The following is a 26,693-nucleotide window of genomic DNA, read 5'->3' on the forward strand; positions in this document are numbered from 1 at the left end:
ACCTTTGACTTTCATAAAAAGTCAAAGGTAATCTGCTCTAGAGCATTTTCACTTTGAAAATGCTCTGCTGACGCGAAAGCGGCAGCCGCCGCAACGCGGCGTACATTCAGGCGAAAACCGCGTTTTTCGCCTGAATGCCACCTTTGACTTTCATAAAAAGTCAAAGGTAATCTGCTCTAGGACCATTGCGCGTGGCCGGGCAGGATACAGGCGCGTAGAGCATCAGAGTATCGCCTGAGTGAGGTTGCAAAATGATCAACGATCTTCCCAAAGGGTTCAGGGCCGGAGCCGCGGCAGCCAGTTTCAAGAAGCCGGGCCGCGACGATTTGGGGCTGATTGTATCCGACCGGCCTTGCGTGCTGGCCGGCATGTTTACCCAAAATGTCTTCAAGGCCGCGCCCGTGCTGGTCTGCCAGGAAATTCTGGCCCGATACGGCACGGCCCGCGCGGTGCTGGCCAATTCCGGCCAGGCCAACGCCTGCACCGGCGAACAGGGCCTTGCCGACTGCCGCGCCACGCAGGCAATGGCGGCCGAGGCCATCGGGCTTGCCCCGCATGAGATATTGCCCCTCTCCACGGGCGTGGTGGGCGCGCCGCTCAAAATGGATCTCTGGCGCGCGGCCGTCCCTGCTCTGGCGCAAAGCCTGGGCAGCCGCGACGCCGAGGGTTTTACCCGCGCCTTCATGACCACGGACGCTTTTCCCAAGTTTGCCGCGCGCGAGCTGGCGCTTTCCGGGGGCACGGTGCGGCTGACGGTCATGGCCAAGGGCGCGGGCATGATCTGCCCGAACATGGCTACCATGCTCTGCGTGGCCCTCACGGATGCGAGCGTTGCGCGTGACCCCTGGCAGGCCATGTTCGGCCGGGCCGTGGAAAAAACCTTCAATCGGGTCAGTGTGGACGGCGACACCTCGACCAACGACACCATTCTGGGCCTGGCCAATGGCGCGTCCGGCGTTGCCGCCCGCAACACGGCTGATCTGACCCTCCTGGAAGAGGCGCTCACCGCCATTCTGGGCACGGTTGCGCATATGCTGGTCATGGATGGCGAAGGGGCGAAGAAGGTGATCCATATCAGCGTGACCGGCGCGGCGGACGACGCGGACGCCGCGCGCGTGGCGCGCAGCGTGGGGCATTCCCAGCTGGTCAAGACGGCCATCTACGGCGGGGACGCCAACTGGGGGCGTATCGTCACGGCCGTGGGCTACAGCGGCGCGCGCTTCGACCCGGCCCAGGTGGGCTTGCGGCTCTGCGGGGTGGAGCGCTTTTGCAAGGGCCGGCCCGTGAATGACGATCAGGAGGAAAAGCTGGCCGAACTGCTCAAGGCCAGGGATGTGACGGTGGACATCAGCCTGGGCGACGGGCCGGGCGCGTATGCTTTGCAGGCCTCGGATCTGGGGCATGAATACGTCACGCTGAATTCGGATTACAGATCCTGAGGCAGAATACCGGGAAAAAGTGTTGTCAACAGGATATGCTTTTTCCCGCAGGCTCACCTTGCCCATGACCTTCCTGCTTAGAGCATTTTCACTTTGAAAATGCTCTGCTGACGCGAAAGCGGCAGCCGCCGCAACGCGGCGTACATTCAGGCGAAAACCGCGTTTTTCGCCTGAATGTCACCTTTGACTTTCATAAAAAGTCAAAGGTAATCTGCTCTAGAGCGTTTTGCTAATGAAAGTAGCTAAAACGCTCTGGCAGAGCGAAGCCATGCCCGCCCGCGCGCGTCAGCCGTTGGCGGCTGTGCCGCCTTGCGGATGGCGACAGCAGAGGAAATTTTTTTGCGCCGTTACGCGCCGGAGCGAGCGTTTCAAAAGCAAAACGCTCTAAATAGTCATGACGCCCTCGCTGGCGGGCTTATCCGCGGGTTCCGCGCGCTCGGGCCTGTCTTGGCGCAGCGGCGCGCCTGCGGCCGGAGGCGGCGTCTTGCCCTGCGCATAGTCCCTGGCCGTGCTTTCCAGAACCGCCTGTCCCACCACCAGCCAATTGTCGCCTCTTTTTTGCAGGGCCAGCCAACTGGTCATCCGGGCCGGGGTTGTGACCTTGGCCACGGCAGCCGTGTCGCTCAGTTGGGTAATCTCGGCATTCTGCAGCGCTTCCGGCGTCCAGGGGCAATCCGGGCTTTGCGCTTCGCGGCACCGGGCCATCAGTTCGCCGCTGCTCACGCCGCGCACATACTGCTTTTGCAGACGCCTCTCCATGTCCATCACGCTGCCCAAAAGGTCGTCCATGCCGCCAAGGCCCAGCATGCGGCCCAGGGAGTCAAGCGAACTCAGGGCTTGATCTTCGCGGGTGAGATTTTTGATCTGATTGGCCGCAAACATTTTTACATCCAATTGGGAAAGAAAAGCCGCGCTGTCGTTCTTGTTCAGGGCCTCAGCCAGCTTGTTCAGGGTTTTTTGCGGGCCGGAAGCAAAGCAGGCCGCGAGCAGGGCCACCAGTAAAGCCGCCGCCAGCAGAAAGGGGGACGGCCTGCGCAGAATATTCATAACTACCTCGTTTGCGCGCCAGGGCGCGATAGTATCGCTGTAACGGAAATACTATAGCGCAACAGGCGGCATATTGCAAAGCCCGTTGCCGGGGGCCAGGGCTGCCGCATAAGATGCGGCAGCCCTGGCGGCGATGCGGCAGCATTGCCCGAAGCCGCAGGCTTCGTGGGAGCGAAGTGCGGTTCCGCCGCCGAAGCGGCTCTTACCAGCTGTTCTAATAACATAGTAAAATATTGAACTTAATGCGTAGATGCGTCAGCCCTGCCGGGGGGCGCCGGGGCTTTTTTTCCGCCCCGGCTTCTGCTACAGGTAACCGAGTCCTGCGGGGCAGGTTTCAAAGCGACACCGGGAGGGCCTATGAAAACGATCATCATGTGCGGCGGCAAGGGCACGCGCCTGCGCGAAGAAACCTCGATCAAACCCAAGCCCATGGTGGAAATCGGCGGGCGGCCGGTGCTCTGGCACATCATGTCCATTTACGCCCGCTTCGGCTTCAAGGATTTCATCCTGCCTCTGGGCTACAAGGGCGAGGTGATCAAACAGTACTTCCATGACTACAATATGCGCCACACGGATTTCACCGTGGAGCTCAAAACCGGCGCGCTTACTGCCCACGCCGGCCATCTTGAGGACTGGCGCGTGACGCTCTGCGACACCGGGCAGGAGACCCTCAAGGGCGGTCGCCTCAAGCGCGTGGCCAAATATATTGACGGCGAGCGTTTCATGGTCACCTATGGCGACGGCGTGGCGGACATCGATCTGAACAAACTGCTGGCATTCCACACCCGGTCCGGAGCCATCGGCACCTTTACCGGCGTGCGCATGCCCTCACGTTTCGGCGCCGTGCGCACGGGCGCGGACGGCAAGATCCTTTCCTGGGAGGAAAAGCCGGTGCTCGACGAATACATCAACTGCGGCTTTTTCGTCTTTGAGCGGCGTTTTCTGGACTATCTGAGCGAAGATGAAAATTGTGATCTGGAGAAAGAACCCTTGCAGCAACTGGCCGCCGAGGGGCGGCTGGCCATGTATCCGCATCCCGGCCAGTGGCAGTGCATGGATACGTTGCGTGATTCCCTCAAGCTGAACGAACTCTGGGACTCGGGCCAGGCCTTCTGGGTGTAGGCGCTGGATGACAGCGTCTGTTCGCCCCTGGCACGCGCCAGCTTTGTTCCTGACTGCAGTCATTGCATGGCCCCTTTCGCCCGGGCCTCTCTGCTCCGGCGAAAGAGCCGACGAGGGGCGAAGCCGTGGCCGCAGAGCCAACGCGCGGTGCGGGCAATGCGAGCCGCGCCGGTGAGAAACCTCACGAGAAACAGCAGGCAGCGCAGTACGCGCGCCGCTCCGGCCCACTGAAAGCAACCGTCCTTCACTGCCGGAACAAGAAAAAACAGCATCCTCTCCTTTTCACAAGAAGGAATAGCCATGTTTGCCAATGCATATCAAGGACGCCGGGTTTTCATCACCGGCCATACGGGTTTCAAGGGTTCCTGGCTGGCGGCCTGGCTGATCCGGCTGGGGGCCACGGTGGCCGGTTTTTCCAACGGCATTCCCACCGAACCTTCGCACTTCGCGGCCATGCGCCTGGCCGATCACCTGCGGGATCTGCGCGGCGACATCCGCGACCGCGAAAGCCTCATCCGCGCCATGCGGGAATTCAGGCCCGAGGTGGTCTTCCACCTGGCGGCGCAGGCTCTGGTGCGCCGCTCCTACGCGGACCCTGCGGATACGTTTGAAACCAACATGCTCGGCAGCATGAACGTGCTGGAAGCCGTGCGCGGCTGCCCCACGACGCGGGCCGTGGTCATGATCACCTCGGACAAATGCTACCGCAACGACGAATGGGTCTGGGGCTACCGCGAAACAGACCATCTGGGCGGCGCAGATCCCTATTCCGCCTCCAAGGCCTGCGCGGAAATTATCGCCCACTCCTATTTTCAAAGCTTTTTCAAGGACGGACCGGCCTGCGCCACGGTGCGCGCGGGCAATGTGATCGGCGGCGGAGACTGGGCGCAGGATCGGATCGTGCCCGACTGCGCGCGGGCCTGGGCCGCCGGGCAGGCCGCCCATATCCGCAGCCCCTGGGCCACGCGGCCCTGGCAGCTCGTGCTGGAGCCGCTTTCCGGCTATCTCTGGCTGGGCGCGCGTCTGCTGGGCAAAGGCGAGCCCCCGCGCGGCTGCGCCTTTGACCCGCGGGGCCAGGCGTATAATTTCGGCCCGGCGGCGGATGTGAACAATACCGTGGCCGAAGTGGCGGAAGCCCTGGCCCGTCACTGGCCGGGCTTTGAGAGCCGCATGAACACGGCCGGGCAGGCGGAGATGAAAGAATGCACGCTGCTCAAGCTTTGCTGCGACAAAGCCCTGGCGCATCTTGGCTGGAAGGCTACCCTCACCTTTGAGGAAACCATCCGCTACACGGCGGAGTGGTATCATCGTTTTTATCAAGGCCAAGGGGACAGGCAGGGCATGCTGGATTTCAGCCTGGGCCAGATCGCGGCCTACGTCAACGCCGCTGAACAGCGCGGCCAGGTCTGGGTGCGCTGATGGGCGGTACGCGTGCCTGCGGCAGGGACCCGGCATCGGATATGGCGGCGCGGGACGTGGGCGTGGCGGGCGCGCTCTTTCAGCCCCTGAAGGTCATTCCCGCTCACGGCGGCCCTGTGCTGCACATGCTGCGGCCGGATTCGCCCCTGCTTCCGGATTTTCACGCGGGCTTTGGCGAGATTTATTTTTCGGAAGTGCTGCCCGGCGCAATAAAGGCCTGGAAGCGACACCGCCGCCAGACGCAGCATTTTGCCGTGCCCTGCGGCCTGCTCAGAATCGTGCTCTACGACGACCGGCCCGCCTCAATCACACAGGGCAGGCTGTGCGAGTTGAACCTGGGCAGACCTGACTGCTACGGCCTGCTGCGCATTCCGGTGGGCGTCTGGTACGGCTTCACGGCGTTGGGCAAGGCCCCGGCGCTGATCTGCAACTGCGCGGACATCCCCCATGATCCGGCTGAAAGCGAGCGTTTGCCCGTTGATGATCTGAGCATTCCCTACGCCTGGCCGCAGCATGTGCACAACGAGAGCATTCTTTGATTGAAAATGGATATTTTCAATCAAAAAATGCCCTAATCATGCGCTGCGCGGCTGGCCGCGGAGCGCCGTTCCCCGTCATGATTCAGCTCTTGTGCCGTTGCAGGCCGAGCTCCATGAGCCGCTCCAGGAGTTGCCCGAAATCCAGGCCGATAACCCGGGCCTCCTGCGGCACCAGGCTTGTGGCTGTCATGCCTGGCAGCGTGTTGACCTCCAGCAGGGTCAGGCTTTGATCCTTGCCCACGATGAAATCCGCACGGCTGTAAGCCGTGAGGCCCAGGGCCCTGTGCGCGGCCAGGGCCAGTTTCTGCACCTGCGCCGTCAGCTCCGGCGAAAGGGGCGCAGGGCAGATCTCCCGCGCGCCGCCCCTGGCGTATTTGCTCTCATAGTCAAAAAAATCCCCGGCCACCGGCTCAATGAGAACAGGCGGCAAGGCTTCCTCGCCCAGAATGCCGCAGGTGACCTCGCGGCCTCTGAGTTCAGGCTCGATCAGCGCTTCCTCCCCGGCAGCGAAGATTTCCGCCAGCACGGCGTCAAGCTCGGCCCGGTTGCGGGCCCGGCCCAGACGCAGGGATGAACCGCCGGTATTGCTTTTGACGAACAGGGGATAGCTCAGGCGCGGCTGCCAGCCTTGCGGGGGAGGGGCGGGCAGAAATTCCCAATCGGCCGTGGGAAGACCGGCATGGCGAAACAACTGCTTGGCCGCGGCCTTGTGCAAGGCCAGAAAAGAACCCGCCGGGCCGGAGCCCTGATAGGGGCAGCCCACGCGCTCCAGCATGGCCTGCACCAGGCCGTCCTCGCCCGGCGCGCCGTGCAGGTTGATCAGCGCGAAATCATGCTGCCGCGCCTGGTCCAGCAGTTGCCCGAAGTCCGTCAGCAGATCAAAAAAAGTCACACTGTGGCCGCGCGCCCGCAGGGCCTCGGCCATGCCGCGACCGCCGTTCAACGAAACTTCACGCTCACTGGACCAGCCGCCCGCAATCAAAAGAATCTTCATGCAACGCCCATCCTAACTGCGCCGACAAGGCGCGCTCAATGTTCCTGCCCTGCTCATAGGAAGCCCGAATGCCTTGCCGCGCCGCTTCGCTGTGACCGTAACGCTCAAGCAAATCCTCATAGCGCTCGGCCAGCGAAACGCAACTGTCGTGCCGGACCCGTTTGTCGGCATAGATCACGAAAAACGGCAGCGCGCAGATGCCTGCGCCCTCAGGAAGCGGCCAGGGCCAGTGCACATGCAGCATCACTCCCTGGGCCACAGCGTAATTGCGCGTTTCCGCCACAACCCAGCCGGCCCCCAGTTGCGCATGGCTGCCGCCGTGGCGCACGCAATAGGATTTGGCGATATCGTGCAGCAACGCGCTGGCGCGCACCTGGGGCACATTGACCGCAAAACCCTTTTCCGCGGCGCGGCGCGCCAGTTCCGTGGCTATCCGGGCCACCAGCAGCGAATGGCGCTGAATATTGGGCAGCATGGCGTATTTTTTCCATAAGGCAAAACAGGCCTGATCGCCAGGCACGGGCGCGGAAGAGGCAAGGCCCAGCCCCAGCGCGCGAGGCTCCGGCAGCCGGGCGAAAGGGCGACAGGCAGGCTCGCGACCGTCGGGGCATGCGGCATGAAAGTTATTCATTTTGCAAGTATGCCATTGCCTGCACATGAAGGCAAGAAGCCAAGGGGACAGCCACAGGGCTGCCGCATAAGATGCGTCTGCCCTGTTCCGCAGCCCCTGGAGCAATCTCCACGTGAAATTGATCTAGAGCGGATTAGCTTTGACTTTTTATGAAAGTCAAAGGTGGCATTCAGGCGAAAAACGCGGTTTTCGCCTGAATGTACGCCGCGTTGCGGCGGCTGCCGCTTTTGCGTCAGCAGAGCATTTTCAAAGAGAAAATGATCTAACTGTTTTCCGTCACCCAATCCACCACCTGCGCCATGCGCTTGAGCGTATAGCGGTTCGCCGCGGATTTCTGGGCCAGATCGTCCAGGCCGCCATCAAGGCGGTAGACGCGCCAGTCTCCGGCAGGGAGACTGCCCTCGGCCACTGCGGCTTCGAGGGCTGCGCGGGCCTCTCCCGGCGAGCAGAACAACTCGAATTCCTGGGCGGCCGGGTCCAGCACCACTTCCGAACCGCCGGCAATATCAATAATGTAGTTGCCCGGCGCGTACACATAGACAAAGGGGCAGGGCGCGGCCACGGCCGCCGCCGCGTCGGCTTGCACAGCCTTTTTCCCTCCGCACGCCGCAAGCAGCGCTGCAAGCAGTATCCCGGACAGCAAACGTGCTTTCATCTTCACTCCTCGGGCCCGGCCCGTGTCTTGGGAGCATGGCGACTGTACCATGCGCAAACGCCGCCTTGTTGCTGACGACAGCAGGCACAAGCAGCTTTTTCGGATGGAGCCGTTGCAAAAGCGCGGCGATTCCAGAGCATTTTCTCTTTGAAAATGCTCTGCTGACGCGAAAGCGGCAGCCGCCGCAACGCGGCGTACATTCAGGCGAAAACCGCGTTTTTCGCCTGAATGCCACCTTTGACTTTCATAAAAAGTCAAAGGTAATCTGCTCCAGGGTACGCTGCTCTGAAGCTCAGCGCCGGGCTGCCATGGCCTGAAGCCGCTGGATTCGTTCTTCCAGGGGCGGATGCGTGCTGAACAGATTGGCCATGCTGCCGCCCATGCTGAACATGGGAGCCACAATGAACATGTCCGCGGTGGTGGGTTTGCCCTCCCGCATGGGAATGCGTCCGCTGGCCTCGCCCAGTTTGGCCAGAGCTCCGGCCAGGGCCAGAGGCTGGCCGCAGAGTTCCGCGCCCGTGTCGTCGGCCAGATACTCGCGCGAGCGCGAAATGGCCATCTGAATCAGGCCCGCGGCAATGGGCGCCAGCAGGGCCAGAACCAGAGCGCCGATGGGATTGCCGCCGCCCTCGCCGTCGCGGTTGCCGCCGAAAATGGCGGTGAACTGAAAAATATTGGCCAGGGTTATAACAGCCGAGGCCAGCACTGCGGCCACAGTCTGGATCAGAATGTCGCGGTTCACAATATGGCCGACTTCATGAGCGACCACGCCGCGAAGCTCCTGGGGAGAGAGCAGACGCATCAGCCCCTCGGTCACGGCCACCACGGCGTGTTGCGGGTCGCGGCCCGTGGCAAAGGCATTGGGGGCTTCTTCAGGCACCACGCAGACGCGCGGCTTGGGGATGCCCGCATTGCGCGCCAGCTCTTCCACGATCTGATGCAGATAGGGCGCTTCCTCAGGGGCCAGCTCTCTGGCATGGTACATGGACAGCACAAGCTTGTCCGAATACCAGTAGCTGCCCACATTCATTACCAGGGCCAGGCCAAAGGCGATGATCACGCCGGCGCGGCCGCCCAACATGCCGCCCAGCACGATGATGAGCCCGGAAAGCAGGGCCAGCAGCAAAACGGTTTTTATCTGGCTGGTCATGAGAATCTCCTTGTCTTCAACACGCTGTGAGATGTTTCGTGCGCTGTGTCAATTGCAAGATATAAGCATAAGGCCTCTACTAGCAAGGTCCGCTGCGGAGGAGATTTTGGAGCCTGAAGATCTCAAACTCTCCGCTGCGGATTTTCGGAAAATCCGCATGGCGGGCTTGCTGCGATCCCGGAGTGCAGGGCGTCAGGCATTCGTTCTTGCCTGCTGCCAGAGCTGAAAAACCAGCAAGGTCCACAGCGGCTTGCGCAGATCCGCCCGGCCCGAGATATGCGCGTCCATGAGCGCGCGCACGGCCCGGGGATGAAAGATGCCCTGCCTGCGCAGATGTTCGGCGCTGAGCAGATCCTCCATGAGCGGGCGCAGGCGGCCGCGCAGCCATTGGGCCACGGGAATCTGAAAGCCGCGTTTGTTGCGGTGCAGGATCTCGGGCGGCAAGAGATCGGCAAAAGCCTTTTTGAGCAGCCATTTGCGTTTGAATCCCCGCAACTTGCAGCGCAGCGGCAGGCGCGCGGCAAATTCCGCCGCGTCCTTGTCCAGAAAGGGGGCGCGCACTTCCAGAGAATGCAGCATGGAGCAGCGATCCACCTTGACCAGAATGTCGTCCAGCATGAATTGGCGCACATAGACGTGGAAGGCGCGGGCCAGCGGGGACGCGGCGTTTTCCGGCTGCCAGTGCTCGTATTGCTTCCGGGTGGGGGCAAAAAGGCGCTCGGGCCGGAGAAAATCCGCGCCTTCAGCCGCGGCCGCAAGCCATTCCGGCGCAAGGATGGCACGCTGCATCTCCGGGGTAAAGGCCGTGAGCATGGTTTGCACCCGCTGCCAGGCCGGAGCGTGAGCCCCCCGCAAAAAGGTGGCCGCGGCCAGGCGCGGATTAATGTATCCGGCTGATGCGGGCAGATGCCGGGCCAGGGGCTCAATGATCCCGCGCCGGGCCAAGGCGGGCAGGGCGTTGTACCATTCAGCCGTCTTGAAAGCGATGTAATGCTCGTATCCGGCCCAGAGCTCGTCCGCGCCGTCCCCGCCCAGGGCAACGGTGACGTGCTCGCGGGCCACGCCCGAGAGCAGCCAGGTGGGGGCCACCGAGGCGTCGGCCATGGGCACGTCCATGCGGCTGACAATGCCGGGCAGCTCATCCGCGCATTCCCCGGCCGAAAGCACGCGTTCGTGGTGATCCGTGCCGAAGGCTTTTGCCGCAAGGCGCGCAAAGCGGGATTCGTCGTAGCTCGCCTCGGTGAAGCCGATGGAAAAGGTCTTGACGGGCGTGGCGGACTGCCGGGCCATAAGCCCGGCCACAATGGAGGAATCAATGCCGCCGGACAGAAAAACCCCCAGCGGCACGTCGCTGATCATCCGCCGTTGCACAGATCTGGAAAGCAGCCTGTTCAGTTCCTCACAGAGCTCCCGCTCGTCTCTGGGGTCGCTTTCGTCCGGCACGGGCATGTCCCAATAGCGCTCCAGGCGAACCTGCCCTTTTTCCAGCAGGAGCAGATGCGCGGGCGGCAGGCTTTGAACTTCGCTGTACATCGTGTTGGGGGTGGGCACATACTCATACGCCAGATAGCGCATCACGGCCTGTTGGTCCACGCTGAAGGCCAGTTCCGGCACGCGGCGCAAGGCCGTGAGCTCGGAGGCGAAGTGCAGGCGGCCGTGCTGGAGGCTGTAAAAAAAAGGTTTTTTGCCGAAGCGGTCGCGCGCGCAGAACAGGCGCCGACGCCGCGCATCCCAGAGGGCAAAGGCGAACATGCCGTCAAAGCGCGTCAGGCACTCCGGCCCCCAGATGCGATAGCCTTCCAGAATGATTTCCGTGTCGGAGCCCGTGCGGAAACGCGCGCCCAGTTTCTGAAGCTCGGCCCTGAGTTCGGCGAAATTGTAGATTTCGCCGTTGTAGGTCACGCTCAGGGTATTGCCGGCATCCTGCATGGGCTGGGCCCCGCCCGCCAGATCAATGATCGAAAGACGCCGGTGCCCAAGGCAGACCGCGCCGGCCTGCCACAGCCCTTCGCCGTCCGGGCCCCGGTGCGTCAGGCAATCGGTCATGGCCCTGACCCATGCGCCGGCCTGCGGGGGCAGCGCCTCTCCGTCCAGACGGCAGATGCCCGCTATGCCGCACATGATTTTCTCCAGCGGGCGTACTGGCTGATGAAGAGTTCGGCCAGCCGCTGGTTGTTGGTCTGGTGATCGAACATTTCCGAGGCCAGACAATGGCCGTTGCGCCCCATGGCGCGCGCCTCGCCGGGATGCTCCGCGAGCCGGATGACGGCATCGGCCAGAGCCGCGGGATCATTGGGCGGCACGGTCAGGCCCGTCCGGCCGTCGCGCACCACTTCGGGCAAGGCGTTGACCGTGGTGCTGACAACCGGCAGGCCATAGGCCAAGGCTTCAATCACGGTATTGGGGATGCCGTCGCGACGGCCGGAAGCGTGCACCACGCAGGGCGCCACAAAAATATCGTGCCCTTGCAGCATGCGCGGCAATTCATTGTGCGAAACAAGCCCGGGCATCCGGACGCGCTCTTCCAGCCCGAGATCCTTGCGCAGCTTGAGCAGAGCGGCTTCCAGGGGCCCGAGGCCCATGGCCGTGCCGCCGCCTCCGGCCAGCGTCAGGGTGAAGTCCAGGCCGCGCTCCCGCAGTATGGCGCAGGCCTTGAGCAAGACGTCAAAGCCCTTGGTCACGTCAAAGCGCCCCACAGCCAGCAGGCGCACCGGGCGGCGTTGCAGCAGGGTCTCGTTATCAGGGGAGGGCGGCGGGGGCAGCGTCAAGCTGTTGTACACAAGATAGGTTTTGTTTTTTGCCTGCCCCTGATCAAAGTGCTCAATGCGGGCCTGATCCGCGGCGTTGTTGGCGCGCACAAACAGAGCCGCGCGGAGTTTGTCGCCCAGATCCGGGTCCGCGGGCTCCAGGTTGTCGCCGCGCGCCGACGTGGAAAAGGGGATGCCCGCGATGCTTGCGGCCACCCAGGCGGCAGTGGCCGTGCCGCGCGGCCACGGGGCATGGATCATGTCAATGCCGTCCTCCCGGCACAGGCGGCCCAGGTAGACGCCCGCAGAAAAGGCCCAGAGATTTTCGCCGAAGGTTTCCAGGCTGCGCCAGCGCCGCACCATGCAGCGCCGAAAAAGCCTGCCCAGCCGTACAGGATGGGTCAGCAACTGGCGCAGCAGCTCCAGGGCGAAACGGGGCCAGGCTTTGCTGCCGAATGCGCGTACCGCGGGCGCGGCAGCGCGCATTTCCGTGGAGCAGTGGCGCAAATTGCGGGCATAGAGGCTGTAGACGGTCAGGGGCAGTCGCGCCTTGAGGCCTTCGACCTCGCGGAAGATAAAGGGTTGTGTGAACAGCGGATACCATAAAAGCACATAGGCCACATGCGGCAGGCCCGGGGGCAGCGGCGTGGAAGCAGCCGGGACGCTACGCTCTGTCATGCGGATTCTCCTGTATTTGCGCTTCCCTTTTTTTTGTGTCGATGGTCCAGTCGCAGGGTTTTTCAGATTGCGGGCAGGCGGCCCCGGGGCCCAGTTCGAGCCGCAGCTCCTGCATGCTCAGGCTGCGCACAGGCCAGCGGCCGCGCAACCATGCCATCCAGGCCCGGATTTTCGTCAGCAGCCGTGTTACGGCGGCTTCATCGGGTATATGCGGCGCGCCGCCGGGCATCATCTCCGAGGAATGCCAGGTCAGCGAGAGCACGCGACCGCCGCGGGCCACAAAGAGCCGGGTCACGGCCTGCATGGCCCACAAGGGATGATAGACCGGCAACAGGGCCAGAGCTCCCCAGGTTTTCAGGCCCGCCCGCGCCGCCGAGCCCGCCTTGCCCGGCATGGCCCGCAACAGGGGCGGCAAGGGGCGGACAAGCGGCGTGACGGTCAGCGGCACTTCAAAAATATTTTTCCCCCCTGTGGGCACCCAGTACGGCTCAAACGGCGCGCCGAAATGATCCGGCCCCTGCATGGGCCGCGCCGCGCAATGCAGGGGCCGCACCGAGGCATCGCACAGCACCCCCGCCTGAGCCAGCAGCGGCCAGTGCGCGCGGTGCAGATCCCAGCGACCCATGCGGAAGCTGGTCAGCGGCGCGCTCTGAAAATCCCGGCCCGCTTTGAACAGTCGGGCGAGCTTGGCCGCCATGAGCGGCAGCGGCACGCCCGCGGCAGGCGCCTTGTCCGCAACATCGGCGTTTTTTGCCGGATCTGGCGGCGCAGCCACGGCACAGGCGGCGCCGGCCCTGGCGTCACTGCGCGCAGGGTTTTCCAAGGTGAGCGGCGGGGTATTCCAATGGTGCAGATGCGCGCCGATTTCCGCGCCGAATCTGTCCCGCAGGCGGGCCAGAGTCGCGCATGAGGCCGGGTCCGTCAGCACGCTGTGCGCGCAAAAAAGCGTGGGGCGCAGGCCCTCGGCGCACAAAGGCTCCAGTTGCGCCAGCCGGGCCGTGTTGGTCACGCTGGGCCGGCGGCGGCTATAGCGGCCCCCGAAGAGTCCTTCTTCTTCCACGTCCAGGCTGGCGGCCAGCAGGAGTTCAGGCCTGGGAGTGCTCATGGGCTTTCTTCCGCGGCCGGCACTGCGCCCATTCGGGCGGGCTTCACCGTTGCTCCCGCTTGTTCGGCCTGTTGGCGCAGCATTTGCGAGGCGTAGAGATCGCGCAAGGCCGTGATATTGGTCCTGGCGTCAAACATCTGCTGCACCAGCGCATACCCGGCTTCGGCCATGCGCCGGGCCTGCTCCTTGTCTTCCAGAATGCGGCGCACGGCCAGGGCAAGCGCCCGCGGATCTCTTTGCGGCACAAGCAGGCCGGTTTCGCCGTCCCTGATCACTTCCGAAATGCCGCAAACGTCCGTGGCCACCACCGGCATGCAGTGAGAGAGAGCCTCCATGATCACATTGGGAATGCCGTCGCGATCGCCGTTCCGATGCACCACGCTGGGCACGATCAGCACGTCATGATTCTGCATGAAGCCGCGCAACTGATCGTGGGGCACGAAACCCGGCATATCCACCACTTCCGTCAGGCGCAGGCGTTTGCGCAAGGCGGTGAGCTTGCGCCGCCAATGCCCGTCGCCCACCAGGGTGAGGCGCACGGGAACCCGTTCGCGCTGCAACCGGGCCAGGGCCGTCAGCAACTCCGGAAAGCCTTTGGTGCGGGCAAAACGGCCCACGGCCAGCAGGCGATAGGGCTTTTGCATGCTGAGCCTGCATTTCCCGCTTTGGGAGAACGTCAGGCAGTTGTAGATATGCCGCACTTTATGGCGCTGATCCGGCTCGCAAAAGCTTTGCAGCCAGCGCACATTGGCCTGATTGTTGGTTCGGATGAAGAGCGCGTCGCGCGATTTTTCGCGCAGGATGCCGTCCTGAGGATAAATGTCGCCGGCGCGGCCCGTAAAGGCAAAGGGAATGCCTGTGAGGCGCGAGGCTACCCAGGCCGCGGTGGCCGGGCCGTTGGCCCAGGCGGCGTGGATCAGCGTGATGCCGTCGGCCCGGCATTGCTCGGCCAGCAAAAAACCGGCCAGGAAGCACCAGAGGTTCTCGCCCAGGGATTCCAGATTGCGCATGCGCCGGAAAAAGCCCTCGCGCATGAGTTGCAGAACCGTGCCGGGATCGTGGCGCAGTGCCCGGAAAAAAGCGCCCCAGAGCCTGAAAAAGGCCTGCACGCCCATGCGCCGCACCGGGCCGGGAAAAGCCTGCATTTCCCTGCTGCATCCTTTCAGCGCTTTGCCGTATAAGGTATAAACACGGATGGAGAGCCCCAGGCGCAGCAGCTGGACGACTTCGCGGAATATGAACGTCTCGGAGGCGAGGGGGAACCAAAGAAGCACATAGGCGATGACGGGCATGGGGCGGCACGCGCCTGCAGAAGCGTTCCGGGGCTCGGAAGGAGAGGATGGCGTCGCTGGGGCCGTCTCGGGAAAGGGCATGGCATTCTCCGGCGCAAAAGAAAAAAAGCCGGACAGACAAAGCGATCCGGCTGAAACAGACGGCAACGGCGACAGCCGGGCGCGCTGCCGCGGGAAAAACAGATCTGCCGCGTGCCTGATGTCTCAGGGCGGTCTGCTCTAGAGCATTTTGCTTTTGAAAGTATTCAATTTCAAAAGCGGCGCTGCCATCATTTCCCCGCAAGCGGGACAAGTCCCCGCAAGCGGGACAAGCGCCTGAAAAGCGTGGTTTTCAGGCTCATTGCTTCAGCCGTTGCGACGAAGGAAGCTACGGATGAAGACAGCAACTGGTTACTGCGACAGCCAGCCAACGCAACCGCTGTCGCCATCCGTAAGGCTCGCAGACTCGCCAACGGCTGGCGCAAGCAAGCAAAGCTTGCTAACGGCTAACGCCGGCGCGGGCGTCCGCTCCCGCGACCGCCAGAGCGGTTGCCGTTTTCAACAGCAAACCGCTCTAAAGCATATTGCTTTTAAAACGCTATGCGCTGGAAGTCATTTCATACATCATGACTTCTCGTCTGTCTGGGCCTCGTCCTGATGCTCACGCTGATATTTTTCCACAATGGCCTGGGCTTTTGGAAGTTCTTCCGCTACGGCGTCCAGTGTCTTGCGGATGTGCTCTTCCTGATGGGCCGCGGAAAGGAAGAAACGCAGCCGCGCCGTGCCTTCCTTGACCGCCGGGAAGGTGACGGGCATGACATAGATGCCGCGCTTGAACAAAGCCGCGGACAAAAAGCCCGCAACCATCGAATCCCCGACCATTACGGGCACAATGGCGTAGCCTTGGGCCGCGCCTGTGTCCAGGCCCTTACTTTGGGCGTACTCAAGAAAGAAACGGGTAATTTGCTGGAGCTTATGCACGCGCTGCGGTTCGCGCAGCATGATTTCCAGGGCCTTGCTGCAGGCCGCGGCAATAACCGGCGGCATGCCAACGCTGAACACAAAGCCCGGAGAGCCGTACTTGAGAAATTCCACCAGCTCGCGGCTGCCGGCAATAAAACCGCCGCAACCGCACATGGCCTTGGAGAGCGTGCTCATCCACATATCCACGTCTGTGGGTTTGATGCCGTAATACTCGCGCACGCCGCGCCCGGTCTTGCCCAGCACGCCGAGGGAATGGGCTTCGTCGACCAGCAGCATGCAGTCGTATTTTTTCTTGAGTTCGATAATTCTGGGCAGATCCGGGATGTTCCCGTCCATGCTGAACAGACCTTCGGTGACGATCACTGCCCGCTTGTGCTCGCCCCTGCGGGTTTTGAGCATCTCTTCCAGGGCGTCGCAATCGTTGTGCGCGTAGGAATACCGGGCGGCGCCCGAAAGCCGCGAGCCCTGCACCAGAGAGTTGTGGGCCAGGCCGTCATGAAAGATGGCGTCGCGCGGGCCGAATAAAAAGCCCAGGGTGGAAACATTGGTGGCATGCCCGCTGACATAGGCAATGCAGTCTTCCACCTCGTACAGATCGGCCATTGCCTGTTCCAGCTCGCGATGCGGCGGGCGCTCGCCCCCCACCAGGCGGCTTGCGCCCGCCGAGGTGCCGAACACGCTCGCCGCTTTGGTCACGGCTTCGGTAATCTCCGGGTGGGCGTTGATGCCAAGATAGTCATAGGTGGAAAAATTGAGGTATTCTTTGCCCCTGACCAGCGTCGTAGCCTTGGCGGCCCGATCGTGGCAAACAAAAAGCGGGTTTTCCAGCCCCATTTTGGCGCCCATTTCCACAAGCCGATCAAAGGAGAGCTTGGAACGCATACGGGTAAAGCCGGAAGCGCAGCTTTCATGCGCAACGGCGGATTGTTCCGCCGCCGCGGGGCCGGCCTGACAGGAATGGTTGTTCTTCATGCCTTATCCTCACGGGGTTATCCTGGATCTGCCGCCGCTCTGAGCGGCGTGTAGGGACGCCGATTATTCCGGTCACAGCTTTGTAACGATTCAGCATAGCCAAAGCCGGGTTGCATGGCAAGTCCGGAATGCGCGCCCGCGCTGTTATGGCTGGACAATGCCCTGGATATGCCCTAGCATTTTTGCCCAATCAAGCCGCATCCGCCGCGTCGGGGTCGTCCGGGCGCGGCGTCGCGCGCAGGCAACAAGCGATTTATGTCCAACTACGACACATCCGGCTTTGCGTCCGGCCTCCCTGCCGCATGCACGGTGGAAGCCTTCCGCCGTGTCTCTTTGCCTGCCGCGCAGGCATCGGCAGCCGTTCTTGCGGCGCGGTGGCGGGAATGGCTGCGCGAACGGCAGGCCTGCGCGGCCGACGCCGGGGGCATGGCCGCCACGGCGCAGCCGACGGCCCTTTGGCTGTGCGTGGAGCGCGAGGCCTTGCCATGCGTTGTTCCCGAATTTTCAGGTCGGCCCGCGGGGCAACAGGCCCGGGAACTGGGGCGGATGCTGGCGCGGGAGCTGGCGTGCGAGGCGGCGCCCGGCCTTTGCGCCGTCCCGCGCGTGATCGCGGCGCGGTTCAGCCCCGCCTTGCTGGGGGCAGCGGCCCGCGAGCTTGCCGCGCGACGTTGCGCCGTGGTGGCGCTGCTGGTCTGCCGCCGCGCCTTTGCCGCCGCGGGCGCGTCTGCTGCCCCGGCCGGGCTGATATGCGAATTTCTGCGCCTGCGCCCGGCCCCGGACCAGGCGGACCAACCGGACCAACCGGATCAGGCCGCTTGCGTGCCCGCCGCGTGCGCCGGGCGGGAGTCCGCGGCCTTGCCGCGCGCCGTGGACGCTGCCAGGTATGAGGAAGACGGCCAGAACCGGGAAGAGCTCGTTGCCGACGGAGTACGGTACGCGCAATTGCGTCAGGCAGGGCTGGAATGGCGGCTGGCAAGCGTCAATCCGCTGTGGCGGCAGGAACTTCTTGCGCTTCCGGCCACGCCGGCGCAGGAGGCGGTTCGCGGTCTTGAGGATCGGGGGATATGGCTCGCTCCGGCTGCGGCCGCGCCGCCGCTGGCAGTCATGTGCTCCGGGATGGGCGCGGTCTGGCCGGGCATGGGCCGGGAATTGTACGACAATTTCCCCGCGGCCAGGGCCGCCATGGATCGCATCGCCGCCGTGGCCGACTGGGATGTGCTGGCGCTCATGGATGAGACTGATCTGGAAAAAATCAGCCTCTCCCGCTGGCAGTCGCCCTATGTCTTTCTGCTGGAATACGCCCAGTGGAGCCAGTTTGTCTCCCTGGGGCTCAAGCCTGCCCTGATGAGCGGGCACAGCCTGGGCGAGCTGATCGCGCTGTGCTTTGCCGGCGTGTACGAGCCGGAAGTGGCCTGGTATATTCTGGACACCCGCGCCGTGCATGTGGCTGAGCTGGAAGCCAAAGCCACGCGCGAGACCGGCATGATGGCCGTGCACGCCGATGCCGGGATCATTGATGCAATACGCGCGTCCTGGCCCGCGCTCTATGTTTCCAATTACAACACGCCCAGACAGTTTATCCTCAGCGGTCCTCGCGAGGCGCTGCTGGAAGCCCGCAAAAGCCTGCGCAAGCGGCGTATTCCGGCCATCATGCTCAATGTCAGCCTGGCTTTTCACCATCCGAGCATGCGGGTTCTGCGCGATCTTTCCCTGCGGCGGCTGAACGCGCTGGAGATGCGCGCGCCGCGTCTGCCCCTGCTCAGCAATATTACCACCGGCTTTTACCCCGACGATCAGCCCTCCATCTGCCGCTATATCGCGGATCTGGATGAAAATTCCGTGCGCTGGACGGAATGCGTGCGCGCCATGTGGGATCGGCACGGCATCCGCCATTTCCTGGAACTGGGCCCCCAGGACACGCTCTGCGGCCTGGTGAGCGATATTGAGCCGCGCGGGCTTTGCCTTTCCGCCGGGCGCAAGGGCAGGGAAACCGAAGGCCTGCGCCGGTCTTGCGCCCGTTTGTACGCTCTGGGCCACCTGCCGCGCGCGGCTCTGCGGGCGCATCTGCGCACGCCGCGGCCGGGGGAGGCGTCCGCTGGGGGCCATGCCGCGCCGGTTGCGCCGTATGGCGGTCTCCGGCCTCTGGGCGAAGATCCGCCCGATCCGCCTGAGACGCCCTGCCGCGGCGAGGCAAGGCCGACGGAAGGCGCGGCCCCGGCTGCGCCCGCTGCCTCTTCCGGCACAAGCGCCGTTCCGCCGCCGCGCCTGCGCATTGTGCTGGAAGTGCTGGCCCAGGCCAGCGGTCGCCCGGCTGAAGAGCTCCGCCCGGAAATGGATTTGCGGTATGACCTGGCGTTGCGTTCCAGCCGTTTCCCCCTGATTATTCAGGAAGCGGAACAACGCCTTGGTTTGACGATCAATTTTGAAGATCTGCTCCAGGTGGCGACTGTCGGGGATCTGACACGCATTCTTGGAGCAGCGGAACGCAGCCCGGCCCGGGGCAAAAATCATCTGGCCGCCGCCGGCCCCGCGCGCCCTGTCCGGGCCCGCGCGTCTTCGCCCCTGTGCCGTTTTGCGCCTGTCCCCGGCGGCGAAGGCGTGCCCCAGGGCGGCTGTCCGGAAGCAGAGCGGGATTTTTGCGCCTCTCTGCGTCCGCTTGCGCTGGACCCGTGCGGTCAGGGCCTGCCCCTCCGGCGCGGGGACGTGCTGGCGCTTTTTGTGTTCCATCCGACCCTGCTGCCGGGCTTGCTGAGCGGGATTGCCCCCCTGGGCTGCACGCTGGCCGTTCCTCAGGGGCTGCTGGATGCCTGCGCGCCTCTGGCCAGGGCCGGGGCGCGCCTGGCGCCGCTCTCTTGCGGCCTTGAGAGCAGGCCGGATGCCGAAAGCCTGCGCGCGATCGTGCAGGCTCTGGCCGGGCAGGAGGGGCGCGTGGACGGCGTGTTGTTCGCGCCCCACAACGCGGATGCGCCTCAGAGCGCCGCGCTTTTGCTGGAAGACTGCCTGCGGGCCGCCACGGCGCATGGCCTGCGCTATGCCTGCGTTCTCAGCGTGCAGGCGCCCGGGCGGGCTGCCTTTGCCTGCGACGGGCCGCTGGAAAAGCGCCTCGCAAGCCTGGCCCTGGAAGGCGGCTTTGCCGCCCGCGCCATTCGCCTCCTGGATGGCGGCCTGCCTGCGGGACTCAATGAACTCGGCGACATGCTGGCGCGTGAAATGCTGCACGGTTCGGCCGAGCGGGTGATCTGGGCGCGCGAAAGCGATTTTTGCCCGGATCGGCCGCCGCGGGCCCAGCTCATGCTGGAACGCCCGGAATTTTCTCCCCTGGTGTTCCCCGACCCTCAGCCCCGGTTCAGGCCCACGGCAACGCTGTTTCAGGGAGCCTGCCAGTTCTCCCGCTTTGCGGACCCCGCCCTTGCGGCGCATGGCGGCCGAGGCGGAAAAACGGGCGGCGGTTCCCTGCCCCGGCTGCCGGTGAGCCGTGCTCTTCAGGCGCTGGTGGAGGGTTCCCGGCTGCTCGTGCCCTGGTTGGCAGTCACAGGCCTTTCCGATGTGCGCTTTCATGAACTCCCGCACCTGCCGCCCGGGGTCACCCGTGAATGCCGCCTGATCGTGGAGGCGCTCCCCTGGCTTGCGCAGGATCAGGTCATGACCCGCATGTGCCGGGCGGATCTTTCCGTACGCCGTTTGACGGCCAACGGTCGCCATACCGGGCAGTATGCGGCGGTAAGCTCTGGCATGGTTTTGCTGGCCGCGGCTCCCGGCGAGGTGCCGCCGCTTTGGCCCGCATCAAAAACAGATTGTTCCGGGCAGGGCGTTGAAAGGATAAACACTGTCTACGACGCGCTGGGCATGGGCGAGCCTTGGCGGATTCTTTCAGGTTTTTCGGCTTTGCCCGGCGGCATATACCTTGCAACCTTGTCCGCGCCGGAACAGCCCATTGCCCCCGAAAGCAATTGGAGCTATACTCGGGTCCTGCAAATGGTGGAGGGCCTGGTGCAGGCCGCGTCGCTGATCATTGCCCTGGAGGGCAGTGCCGCAACCCCGGCTGAGGCGTTGCGCCGTTGGCGGCTGAACGCGGCGGGCTTTATCCGCTTTGGCGCGGAGCGCGGCGGGCAGGGGCCCTGTCGTCTGCAATTGCGGCGTTCGTGGGCTGACGGCAAATTGCTGCGCTTCGACGCTCAGGCGGAGGATGCCCGTGGCCGCGTCCTTGTGACTTTGCATCATCTGGAATTTGATCGGCAGGAGGCGGCAACCCCGAAGGGTGCCGACGAGCAGCAGTAAAGCAACCTTGACAATGCGCAGCCGCCTGGCGCGAGTCCAAAGGGTCGACAGATGCCGCATTTTGCACGAATCGCGCTTTCCGCGCGTCCGCTTTTTCTGGCGCTGATTTTTCTGACTTTTTTCTTTTCCGCCTGTGCTTCCAATAAAGCCGGTCTCAAATCGCCCGAGCTTCCGGCCAAACACTGGCTGGAAGAAGCGCCCGGCGTGCCCGTGGAAAATAAGGCCAAACTGGAAGCCGCTGTGCCCAATCTCTATGATCCGGACAAAAGCTTCAGCTATGAGGATTGCGTCTTTCTGACCATCCAGCAATCGCCCTTGCTGGTCAACAGCGCCGTGGATCTGGAAATCAAACGCCTGGCCCTGACCGACGCGATTTGGAAGTATCTGCCCGAGCCCCGCATGAGCCTCCAGGTATCCAACAACCTTACTGTCTATAACATGGACAATAAGGATACCCCGGGCGATTACGGTCGGACCAAGTTCCGTGTGGGTTTTTACGCGGCCTTCCCCAATCCCGTGGCCACCTATTTTGAGCATCAGGTGCAGAAAATCATGGTCAACCTGGCCATTGCCGCGCACCGCAAAGCCGTAGGCGAGGCCATTTACAAAATCGCCCAGGCCTATCTCAAGCTCCAGGCCCAGCAAAAAATCGTAGCGGCCCAGAAAGAGCTTTTGCCTGTGGGCAAGGAACTGGTGCAGTACTGGAAACAGGTGGAATCCGTGGAAGGCCGCCAGGGTGTTTCGCTGAATCTGGCCACGCAGCACGAGCGCGAAATAGAGCTTATGGTGGAAAAAACCGGCATGGAAGAAGTGATGCAGCGCACGCAGCTTAAAATTCTGGCCGGGGTGGAGCCCCAGCAGCGCCTGAATGTGGATACGGCCAGCGCGGATGGCATCCTGACCGGCTTTGACGGCCACAAGCTGCGCTGGGAGGAACGCTGGCCCACAGGCGAGGACGAACTCCTGCTGCGCGCCCAGATCAAGCTCGGGGACTTTAATATTATGGTGGCCTGGGCTCAGTATATTCCCGACATGTCCATCCAGATCAATAATTATCCTCCGGCCGGGCAGTATCAGCCGGCCAGCGGCAGCGAAGACACGTTTTTGCATCTGAATTTTGATTTTCCGCTGCTGGATTGGGGCCGCCGCTACCGGGGTGTGCAGACCGCGCGCATGCAAAAGGCCCAGGCTTTTCATGAAATGGCCCGCAAGCGCAGCGCCTACTCCAACACCTGGCTGCAGGCGGAGCAGCGCGTGGCCCTGGCCGAAAACCAGCTCAAGCTGGCCAGAACCCGCTTCAATACCGCAGAGTTTCAGTACAAGGAAGCCCATATCGCCTTTACCGAGGGCACGGAGCAACTGCCGGCGCTGGCCAAACGCCAGGAAGAAATGGTCAAAGCCAGGATTTCCTATATTGAGGCGGAAATGGAATACAAACTCGCGAATCTGGAATGGATGTACGTCGCCAATCTCTTGCAGGAGCGCTTCCTCGGGTTGCCCGCCAAGGAGTTCATGTGATGTGGTTCGCCCCCGCGTTTTCCCTCTCCGCCGTCTTCCGGACGGCGCTTTGTCTTGCGTTGCTGCTTCAGCTTTCAGGCCCTGCGACCGCCGCTGAAGGCACATCCACGATTCTTACCGGCAAGGTGGTCACCACCGTCACCCGCGCGGTGCCCATTCCCTTTAATGCCGTGGTGGACGAGGTGCTGGTCAAGGCCGGCGACGCGGTGGAGCAGGGCTCGCCCCTGCTGCGCTATCATTTGCAGGAAGAAGCCGAGCGCGTGCTGCAGCGCGAAGTGGCCACCGGCGCGGGCACCGAGCATCTCAAAGGACAGGTGCTGGATTTTGAGCGGCGCCTGGCCGAAATCACGGCCCAGCGCAACAAGGCCCGCCAGCTGGTCGCTTCCGGCCTGGGCTCCAGACAGGCCCTGGCCCGCCTGGAAGACGACGTGGCTTCCCTGAAGCAGCGCATTGAGCTGCTGCGGATCACCATCCGGAAGACGGAAAGCAATTTTGCCGCGCGGCTTAAGGAGCTGGAAAGGTATTACGGCACCACAATCATTGAGGGCGAGCAACTGCCGCCGACGCTGGTGCTGACCTCGCCGATCAGGGGCTATGTGCTTTCCCTGGACGCCACCTTGAACGCGGGCACCACGCTGGCTGCCGGCAGCATGCCCATCCGTGTGGGGCAGCTCAATCCCGTGCTGATCCAGGTGCCAGTCTATGAGGCCGAAGTCAGCGGCATCAAGGTGGGCGACACTGCCGAGGTGGAAATTCCCTCCCTGCAGAACAAGAAGTTTACGGCCACAGTTACTGAGATCTCCTGGGTCTCCACAGATATGAACGTGGGCAACCCCTCCTATTATACTGTGGAGCTGACTGTGCCGAATCCGGAGCTTGAGCTGAAGCCCGGTTTCAAGGCTGTGGTGCGGTTTGGCGGGAGCAGGTAAGCCGCCTCCATGAAGCTGAAAAGCATTCCCCGGCGGCTGGGCTATGTTCTGGGCGCACAGTGGACGCGCGATCTTTCCTGGACCATCTTCACCATTCTGCTGGCCCGCCACAGTAAAGACATGCTGGGCCAGATCATGCTGGCCCTGTCGTACGGGTATCTGGTAAAAACCATTGCCGATGTGGGCCTTAACGACTTTCTGCTCTCCACCTTTGCCCGGCGCGAGAGCCGCCCGCGCGCGCTGCTCGGGGAAGTGACCTGGCTCAAGCTGGCCATTTTGCTGACTGCGCTCGGCGTCACCTGGCTGATCACCGGCTGGCAGGGCTATACGCCCGAGCTGCGCCTGATCGTGCTCTGCATTGCCGCGGGCCTGGGGCTTGACGGGGTCAGCGATTCCTTTTTCGCGCTTTGCCAGGCCCGGGGCCGCCAGGATGTGGAAATGCGCATCCGCGTGCCGTCCTCGCTGATCGGCATCGGCTACGGCATTGTCTGCGTCCTGCTCAATGCTCCGCCCATTTTTATTGCCTTGTACAAGCCCGTGGAATCCTTGCTGTGCATCATCCTTGCCCTCGCCGCTCTGGGGCGCAACCCCCTTGCGGGCATAGGGCTTGCGGGCATGCTGGATCTGGCCCGGCAGATGAAAAGCGGCCTGATCTTTACCTGCATGGCCGCCTGCGCCATGTTTTACAACAAACTCAACGTCTTTTTTCTGAAGCAATACGGCGGGGATGCCGCCGTGGGCGGCTACAGCGTGGCCTGGGAAACAGTGGAAGGCCTCTCGGTGCTTGTTTCCAGCGCCCTGCTCGGCAAGGTCATCTTTCCCCTGCTGGCCAGATTCTGGCAACAGGATCGCGAAATCTTCCGCCGTCTGGCCGGGCAGACGGCCCGATCGCTGTGGGCCGCCTCCCTGCCGATCATTTTTTTGATCTGCGTGGAGAGCGATCGTTTTCTGCCGTTGATTTACGGGCCCAATTACGCAAGCGCGGTCACGGCCCAGCAGTTGCTCACGCCCTGCCTTGCCACGGCTTTTTTGCACAATCTGGCCGCCTACGCCATGATCGGCATGCGTCGGCAAAAACTTCTGCTCTGTTTTTATCTCAGCGGCCTGGCCGTGAACATCGTCTGCTGCATAACGCTCATTCCTTCCATGCCCCTTGAAGGCGCCGCGCTCTCCCTGACCTTTACCAAGGTTTGGGTGGCCATTCTCACAGTCAGTTTTTTTCAGTGGGCGGCCAGACCCATGAGTCCGGGGCAGTGGGCGCTGATGCTGGGCGCGGCGGGTGCAAGCCTGGCGTTATGGTGGGGCGTCGGCCTTGCGCTGCCGCGTGAAGCCGCAGAGCTGGCCGGTCTGCTGCCCCTTCTGGCCTTGTTCTGGCTTTGGCGGCCGCCGCCGCCCTTTGAAGAGGAGGCCGAGCCGCAAGCGGCGTGAGTTTGCCGGGGCAGACCCTGGTGGCGATGGCGCGCCGCGCGTGGCATTGACGCCTCGCCTCGTCTGCTTTACATTTTCGGCAGACATGATTGAAGGCGGAAGTGTCGGATCGCTGCACGCGGCTTTTCCGAAGTATTGGCGTCGTGAATTTGCCGTATGCGGCACGATGACTATGCCTTGCCGGCAGGCGGCACACGCCACGCTGTTCTGCTCCTGAAATGTTCACGGTATGTTCTTTCACTGCCCGGCCAGAACCTGTTTGAACATTGATCACGTTTTGTGACTGCGGTCGCACTGGAAGGATAGATCGGTTATGGACAGTCGTGGGCATCGTCGCCGCTTTTTGAAGTGCGCCGCGGGTCTGGCCCTTGGCGGCGCTTTGCCGCTCGCTCCGGGCAAAGCCCGGGCAGCCGGCAAGGATCTGGCCACACTCATTGACGTGGATGCCTGCGTGGGCTGCGGCCAATGTGTGCAGGCCTGCCGCAGCCGCAATCTTGAGCGGATTCCTCTGCCGGTGAAACCCATTCCGCAACCCTATCCGCAATGGGTGCGCGTGAGCGACTGGTCTGAGCGGCGCGGCATCATCGATCGCCTGACGCCCTATAACTGGCTGTACATCCAGTCCTGCACCGTACAGACGGAGCAGGGCGAGCGCAGGGTTTTTCTGCCCCGGCGCTGCATGCATTGCACAAATCCCCCCTGCGCCAATCTCTGCCCCACCGGCGCGGCCCGTCAAAACCGGAACGGCGCGGTATATATCGATCATTCCGTGTGCATGGGGGACGGCCAGTGCGACCGCGCCTGCCCCTGGCTGATTCCCAGGCGCCAATCAGGGGTTGGGGTCTACCTTGAGCTTGCGCCGCGGTATCTGGGCAACGGCCAGATGTTCAAATGCGATTACTGCCGGGAATTGCTGGCCCAGGGCAAGCCGCCTGCCTGCGTGGCGGCCTGCCCCCATAAGGCGCAAAGCATCGGGCCCCGCGCGGCAATGGTGGAAAAGGCCAAAGCCCTGGCCGACGAGCGCGGCGGCGATATTTTCGGCCTCAAGGAAAACGGCGGAACCAATGCTTTGTATGTCTCCTCCCTGCTTTTCCGGGATATAGAGGCGGCTCTGCTGCGTGAGGAACAGATCGGACCCGGACGGCCCAGCATGCGCCCGGCGGGCGCCAGCATGGAGCGCGAAAACCGTTTGCTGGGCGCCGTGTTGCTGGCTCCGCTGGCCGGAGCGGGCCTGGCCTGGGTGCGCACCTGGCGGGAAAAACAGAAAAAGCGCAACGTATGACGCAACGCCCCAGGCTTTTCTCATCTTTTTTCAATCTGCTGTGGTTCGCCGCCGTGCTGGCGGCTGTCTTGAGCGGCCTGGCGCATCTGCCCGTGGCCCATCGTTGCGGCATCATGCCTGTCTGGCGCTCGTCGCCCACAGTGGCGCATTATTGGTCCGCGGCCGCGCTCCTGCTGCTGGGCGCATACGCTGCCGTGGTCTGGTGGCGTCTGGGACGGCGGGAATACGCCCTGACCCGTTTCGGCCTGGTCCGGGCCATCTTGCTGGGATTTTTGGGGATCAGCGGCATAGTCCTGATCCTGCATAACCTGCCGGGATTTTCCGTGTACGACTCCACCTATGCCCTGATCAAGCTGGGGCACCTGTTCTGCGTTCTTGCGCTCTTCCCCCTGGTATGTATGCGTCTGCTCCTGCGCGGGCAGTGGCTCAGGCTCCGGAGCGCGGCAGAACCCCGCCGCAAACGCCGGGCCCGCCCCTGAAAGCGGGGCTGCGGCCGTTGTTCGCT

Annotated in this window: 24 protein-coding genes; 12 read left to right on the forward strand and 12 right to left on the reverse strand. The window is 63.3% G+C overall.

Features of this window, described 5'->3' with window-relative positions; all coding sequences use genetic code 11:
• Positions 1 to 11 precede the first annotated feature (11 nt).
• Positions 12 to 164 (reverse strand): hypothetical protein, encoded by a 153-nt coding sequence (locus G7Y52_RS05505; RefSeq protein ID WP_165066112.1) that lies wholly within the window; start codon positions 162 to 164, stop codon positions 12 to 14.
• A 90-nt stretch (positions 165 to 254) separates the two neighbouring features.
• Between G7Y52_RS05505 and argJ the strand changes: the two genes are divergently transcribed.
• Positions 255 to 1,439 carry a bifunctional glutamate N-acetyltransferase/amino-acid acetyltransferase ArgJ gene (gene argJ / locus G7Y52_RS05510; RefSeq protein ID WP_206215172.1) on the forward strand — a complete coding sequence of 395 codons (1,185 nt, stop codon included), beginning with the start codon at positions 255 to 257 and terminating at the stop codon, positions 1,437 to 1,439.
• Positions 1,440 to 1,823: 384 nt separating this feature from the next.
• Here the strand turns inward: argJ and G7Y52_RS05515 are convergent, their stop codons facing one another.
• Entirely contained in the window at positions 1,824 to 2,486 is a 663-nt protein-coding gene (locus G7Y52_RS05515; RefSeq protein WP_241159603.1) for a hypothetical protein, read from the reverse strand.
• 357 nt (positions 2,487 to 2,843) lie between these two features.
• On the opposite strand from G7Y52_RS05515, the gene rfbF reads away from it, so the two are divergent.
• The 3 genes from rfbF to G7Y52_RS05530 all read left to right on the forward strand — a co-directional run bounded on the left by rfbF (position 2,844) and on the right by G7Y52_RS05530 (position 5,566).
• Positions 2,844 to 3,608, forward strand: a complete 765-nt coding sequence (gene rfbF, locus G7Y52_RS05520) for a glucose-1-phosphate cytidylyltransferase (RefSeq protein WP_165067427.1) — start codon at positions 2,844 to 2,846, stop codon at positions 3,606 to 3,608.
• A 300-nt stretch (positions 3,609 to 3,908) separates the two neighbouring features.
• Positions 3,909 to 5,027, forward strand: a complete 1,119-nt coding sequence (gene rfbG, locus G7Y52_RS05525) for a CDP-glucose 4,6-dehydratase (protein WP_165067430.1) — start codon at positions 3,909 to 3,911, stop codon at positions 5,025 to 5,027.
• A gap of 41 nt (positions 5,028 to 5,068) precedes the next feature.
• Complete coding sequence (locus G7Y52_RS05530; protein ID WP_165067547.1) at positions 5,069 to 5,566, forward strand: dTDP-4-dehydrorhamnose 3,5-epimerase; 498 nt, start codon at positions 5,069 to 5,071, stop codon at positions 5,564 to 5,566.
• A gap of 82 nt (positions 5,567 to 5,648) precedes the next feature.
• Here the strand turns inward: G7Y52_RS05530 and G7Y52_RS05535 are convergent, their stop codons facing one another.
• The 4 genes from G7Y52_RS05535 to G7Y52_RS05550 are packed head-to-tail and all read right to left on the reverse strand — an operon-like array spanning position 5,649 to position 7,846.
• On the reverse strand, positions 5,649 to 6,560 hold the full coding sequence (locus G7Y52_RS05535) for a D-alanine--D-alanine ligase (RefSeq protein ID WP_165067433.1): 912 nt from the start codon (positions 6,558 to 6,560) through the stop codon (positions 5,649 to 5,651).
• Positions 6,523 to 7,191: an HDIG domain-containing metalloprotein gene (locus G7Y52_RS05540; RefSeq protein ID WP_165067436.1), complete on the reverse strand. Its 669-nt coding sequence runs from the start codon at positions 7,189 to 7,191 to the stop codon at positions 6,523 to 6,525. The genes G7Y52_RS05535 and G7Y52_RS05540 overlap by 38 nt, the downstream gene beginning before the upstream one ends.
• Positions 7,188 to 7,475 carry a hypothetical protein gene (locus G7Y52_RS05545; RefSeq protein ID WP_165067439.1) on the reverse strand — a complete coding sequence of 96 codons (288 nt, stop codon included), beginning with the start codon at positions 7,473 to 7,475 and terminating at the stop codon, positions 7,188 to 7,190. The genes G7Y52_RS05540 and G7Y52_RS05545 overlap by 4 nt, the downstream gene beginning before the upstream one ends.
• A complete protein-coding gene (locus G7Y52_RS05550) occupies positions 7,454 to 7,846 on the reverse strand; it encodes a DVU_2496 family lipoprotein (RefSeq protein WP_165067442.1) in 393 nt (130 codons plus the stop codon). Before G7Y52_RS05550 ends, G7Y52_RS05545 begins: the two co-directional genes overlap by 22 nt.
• Before the next feature lie 68 nt (positions 7,847 to 7,914).
• Here G7Y52_RS05550 and G7Y52_RS05555 point away from each other — a divergent pair, with 68 nt between their 5' ends.
• Positions 7,915 to 8,163 (forward strand): hypothetical protein, encoded by a 249-nt coding sequence (locus G7Y52_RS05555; protein ID WP_206215203.1) that lies wholly within the window; start codon positions 7,915 to 7,917, stop codon positions 8,161 to 8,163.
• Here G7Y52_RS05555 and G7Y52_RS05560 read toward each other — a convergent pair.
• From G7Y52_RS05560 to G7Y52_RS05580, 5 genes are all read right to left on the reverse strand, one after another.
• Complete coding sequence (locus G7Y52_RS05560) at positions 8,139 to 8,996, reverse strand: zinc metalloprotease HtpX (RefSeq protein WP_165067449.1); 858 nt, start codon at positions 8,994 to 8,996, stop codon at positions 8,139 to 8,141. The genes G7Y52_RS05555 and G7Y52_RS05560 overlap by 25 nt on opposite strands.
• Positions 8,997 to 9,188: 192 nt before the next feature.
• Positions 9,189 to 11,117 (reverse strand): asparagine synthase (glutamine-hydrolyzing), encoded by a 1,929-nt coding sequence (gene asnB / locus G7Y52_RS05565; protein ID WP_165067452.1) that lies wholly within the window; start codon positions 11,115 to 11,117, stop codon positions 9,189 to 9,191.
• A complete protein-coding gene (locus G7Y52_RS05570) occupies positions 11,105 to 12,421 on the reverse strand; it encodes a glycosyltransferase family 4 protein (RefSeq protein WP_165067455.1) in 1,317 nt (438 codons plus the stop codon). The genes asnB and G7Y52_RS05570 overlap by 13 nt, the downstream gene beginning before the upstream one ends.
• On the reverse strand, positions 12,408 to 13,526 hold the full coding sequence (locus tag G7Y52_RS05575; RefSeq protein ID WP_165067458.1) for a glycosyl transferase family 1: 1,119 nt from the start codon (positions 13,524 to 13,526) through the stop codon (positions 12,408 to 12,410). The genes G7Y52_RS05570 and G7Y52_RS05575 overlap by 14 nt, the downstream gene beginning before the upstream one ends.
• A complete protein-coding gene (locus G7Y52_RS05580; RefSeq protein ID WP_241159604.1) occupies positions 13,523 to 14,818 on the reverse strand; it encodes a glycosyltransferase family 4 protein in 1,296 nt (431 codons plus the stop codon). The genes G7Y52_RS05575 and G7Y52_RS05580 overlap by 4 nt, the downstream gene beginning before the upstream one ends.
• Positions 14,819 to 15,010: 192 nt before the next feature.
• Here G7Y52_RS05580 and G7Y52_RS14895 point away from each other — a divergent pair, with 192 nt between their 5' ends.
• The gene (locus tag G7Y52_RS14895) at positions 15,011 to 15,307 is read left to right on the forward strand and encodes a hypothetical protein (RefSeq protein ID WP_206215204.1); all 297 of its coding nucleotides are present in this window, start codon (positions 15,011 to 15,013) and stop codon (positions 15,305 to 15,307) included.
• Positions 15,308 to 15,421: 114 nt separating this feature from the next.
• Here G7Y52_RS14895 and G7Y52_RS05585 read toward each other — a convergent pair whose 3' ends face one another.
• Entirely contained in the window at positions 15,422 to 16,753 is a 1,332-nt protein-coding gene (locus G7Y52_RS05585) for an aminotransferase class I/II-fold pyridoxal phosphate-dependent enzyme (protein ID WP_165067464.1), read from the reverse strand.
• Between the two features lie 255 nt (positions 16,754 to 17,008).
• Between G7Y52_RS05585 and G7Y52_RS05590 the strand changes: the two genes are divergently transcribed.
• From G7Y52_RS05590 to G7Y52_RS05615, 6 genes are all read left to right on the forward strand, one after another.
• Positions 17,009 to 21,031, forward strand: a complete 4,023-nt coding sequence (locus G7Y52_RS05590; protein WP_165067468.1) for an acyltransferase domain-containing protein — start codon at positions 17,009 to 17,011, stop codon at positions 21,029 to 21,031.
• Positions 21,032 to 21,082: 51 nt separating this feature from the next.
• Entirely contained in the window at positions 21,083 to 22,549 is a 1,467-nt protein-coding gene (locus G7Y52_RS05595; protein ID WP_165067472.1) for a TolC family protein, read from the forward strand.
• Complete coding sequence (locus G7Y52_RS05600; RefSeq protein WP_165067475.1) at positions 22,549 to 23,478, forward strand: efflux RND transporter periplasmic adaptor subunit; 930 nt, start codon at positions 22,549 to 22,551, stop codon at positions 23,476 to 23,478. Before G7Y52_RS05595 ends, G7Y52_RS05600 begins: the two co-directional genes overlap by 1 nt.
• Before the next feature lie 9 nt (positions 23,479 to 23,487).
• Positions 23,488 to 24,906, forward strand: a complete 1,419-nt coding sequence (locus tag G7Y52_RS05605) for an oligosaccharide flippase family protein (RefSeq protein ID WP_165067478.1) — start codon at positions 23,488 to 23,490, stop codon at positions 24,904 to 24,906.
• A gap of 313 nt (positions 24,907 to 25,219) precedes the next feature.
• Entirely contained in the window at positions 25,220 to 26,188 is a 969-nt protein-coding gene (locus G7Y52_RS05610; protein ID WP_165067481.1) for a 4Fe-4S dicluster domain-containing protein, read from the forward strand.
• Positions 26,185 to 26,667: a FeS-binding protein gene (locus G7Y52_RS05615; RefSeq protein WP_165067483.1), complete on the forward strand. Its 483-nt coding sequence runs from the start codon at positions 26,185 to 26,187 to the stop codon at positions 26,665 to 26,667. The genes G7Y52_RS05610 and G7Y52_RS05615 overlap by 4 nt, the downstream gene beginning before the upstream one ends.
• Positions 26,668 to 26,693 lie beyond the last annotated feature (26 nt).

It is taken from the genome of Desulfovibrio sp. ZJ200 (assembly GCF_011039095.1).
Classification (GTDB): domain Bacteria; phylum Desulfobacterota; class Desulfovibrionia; order Desulfovibrionales; family Desulfovibrionaceae; genus Desulfovibrio.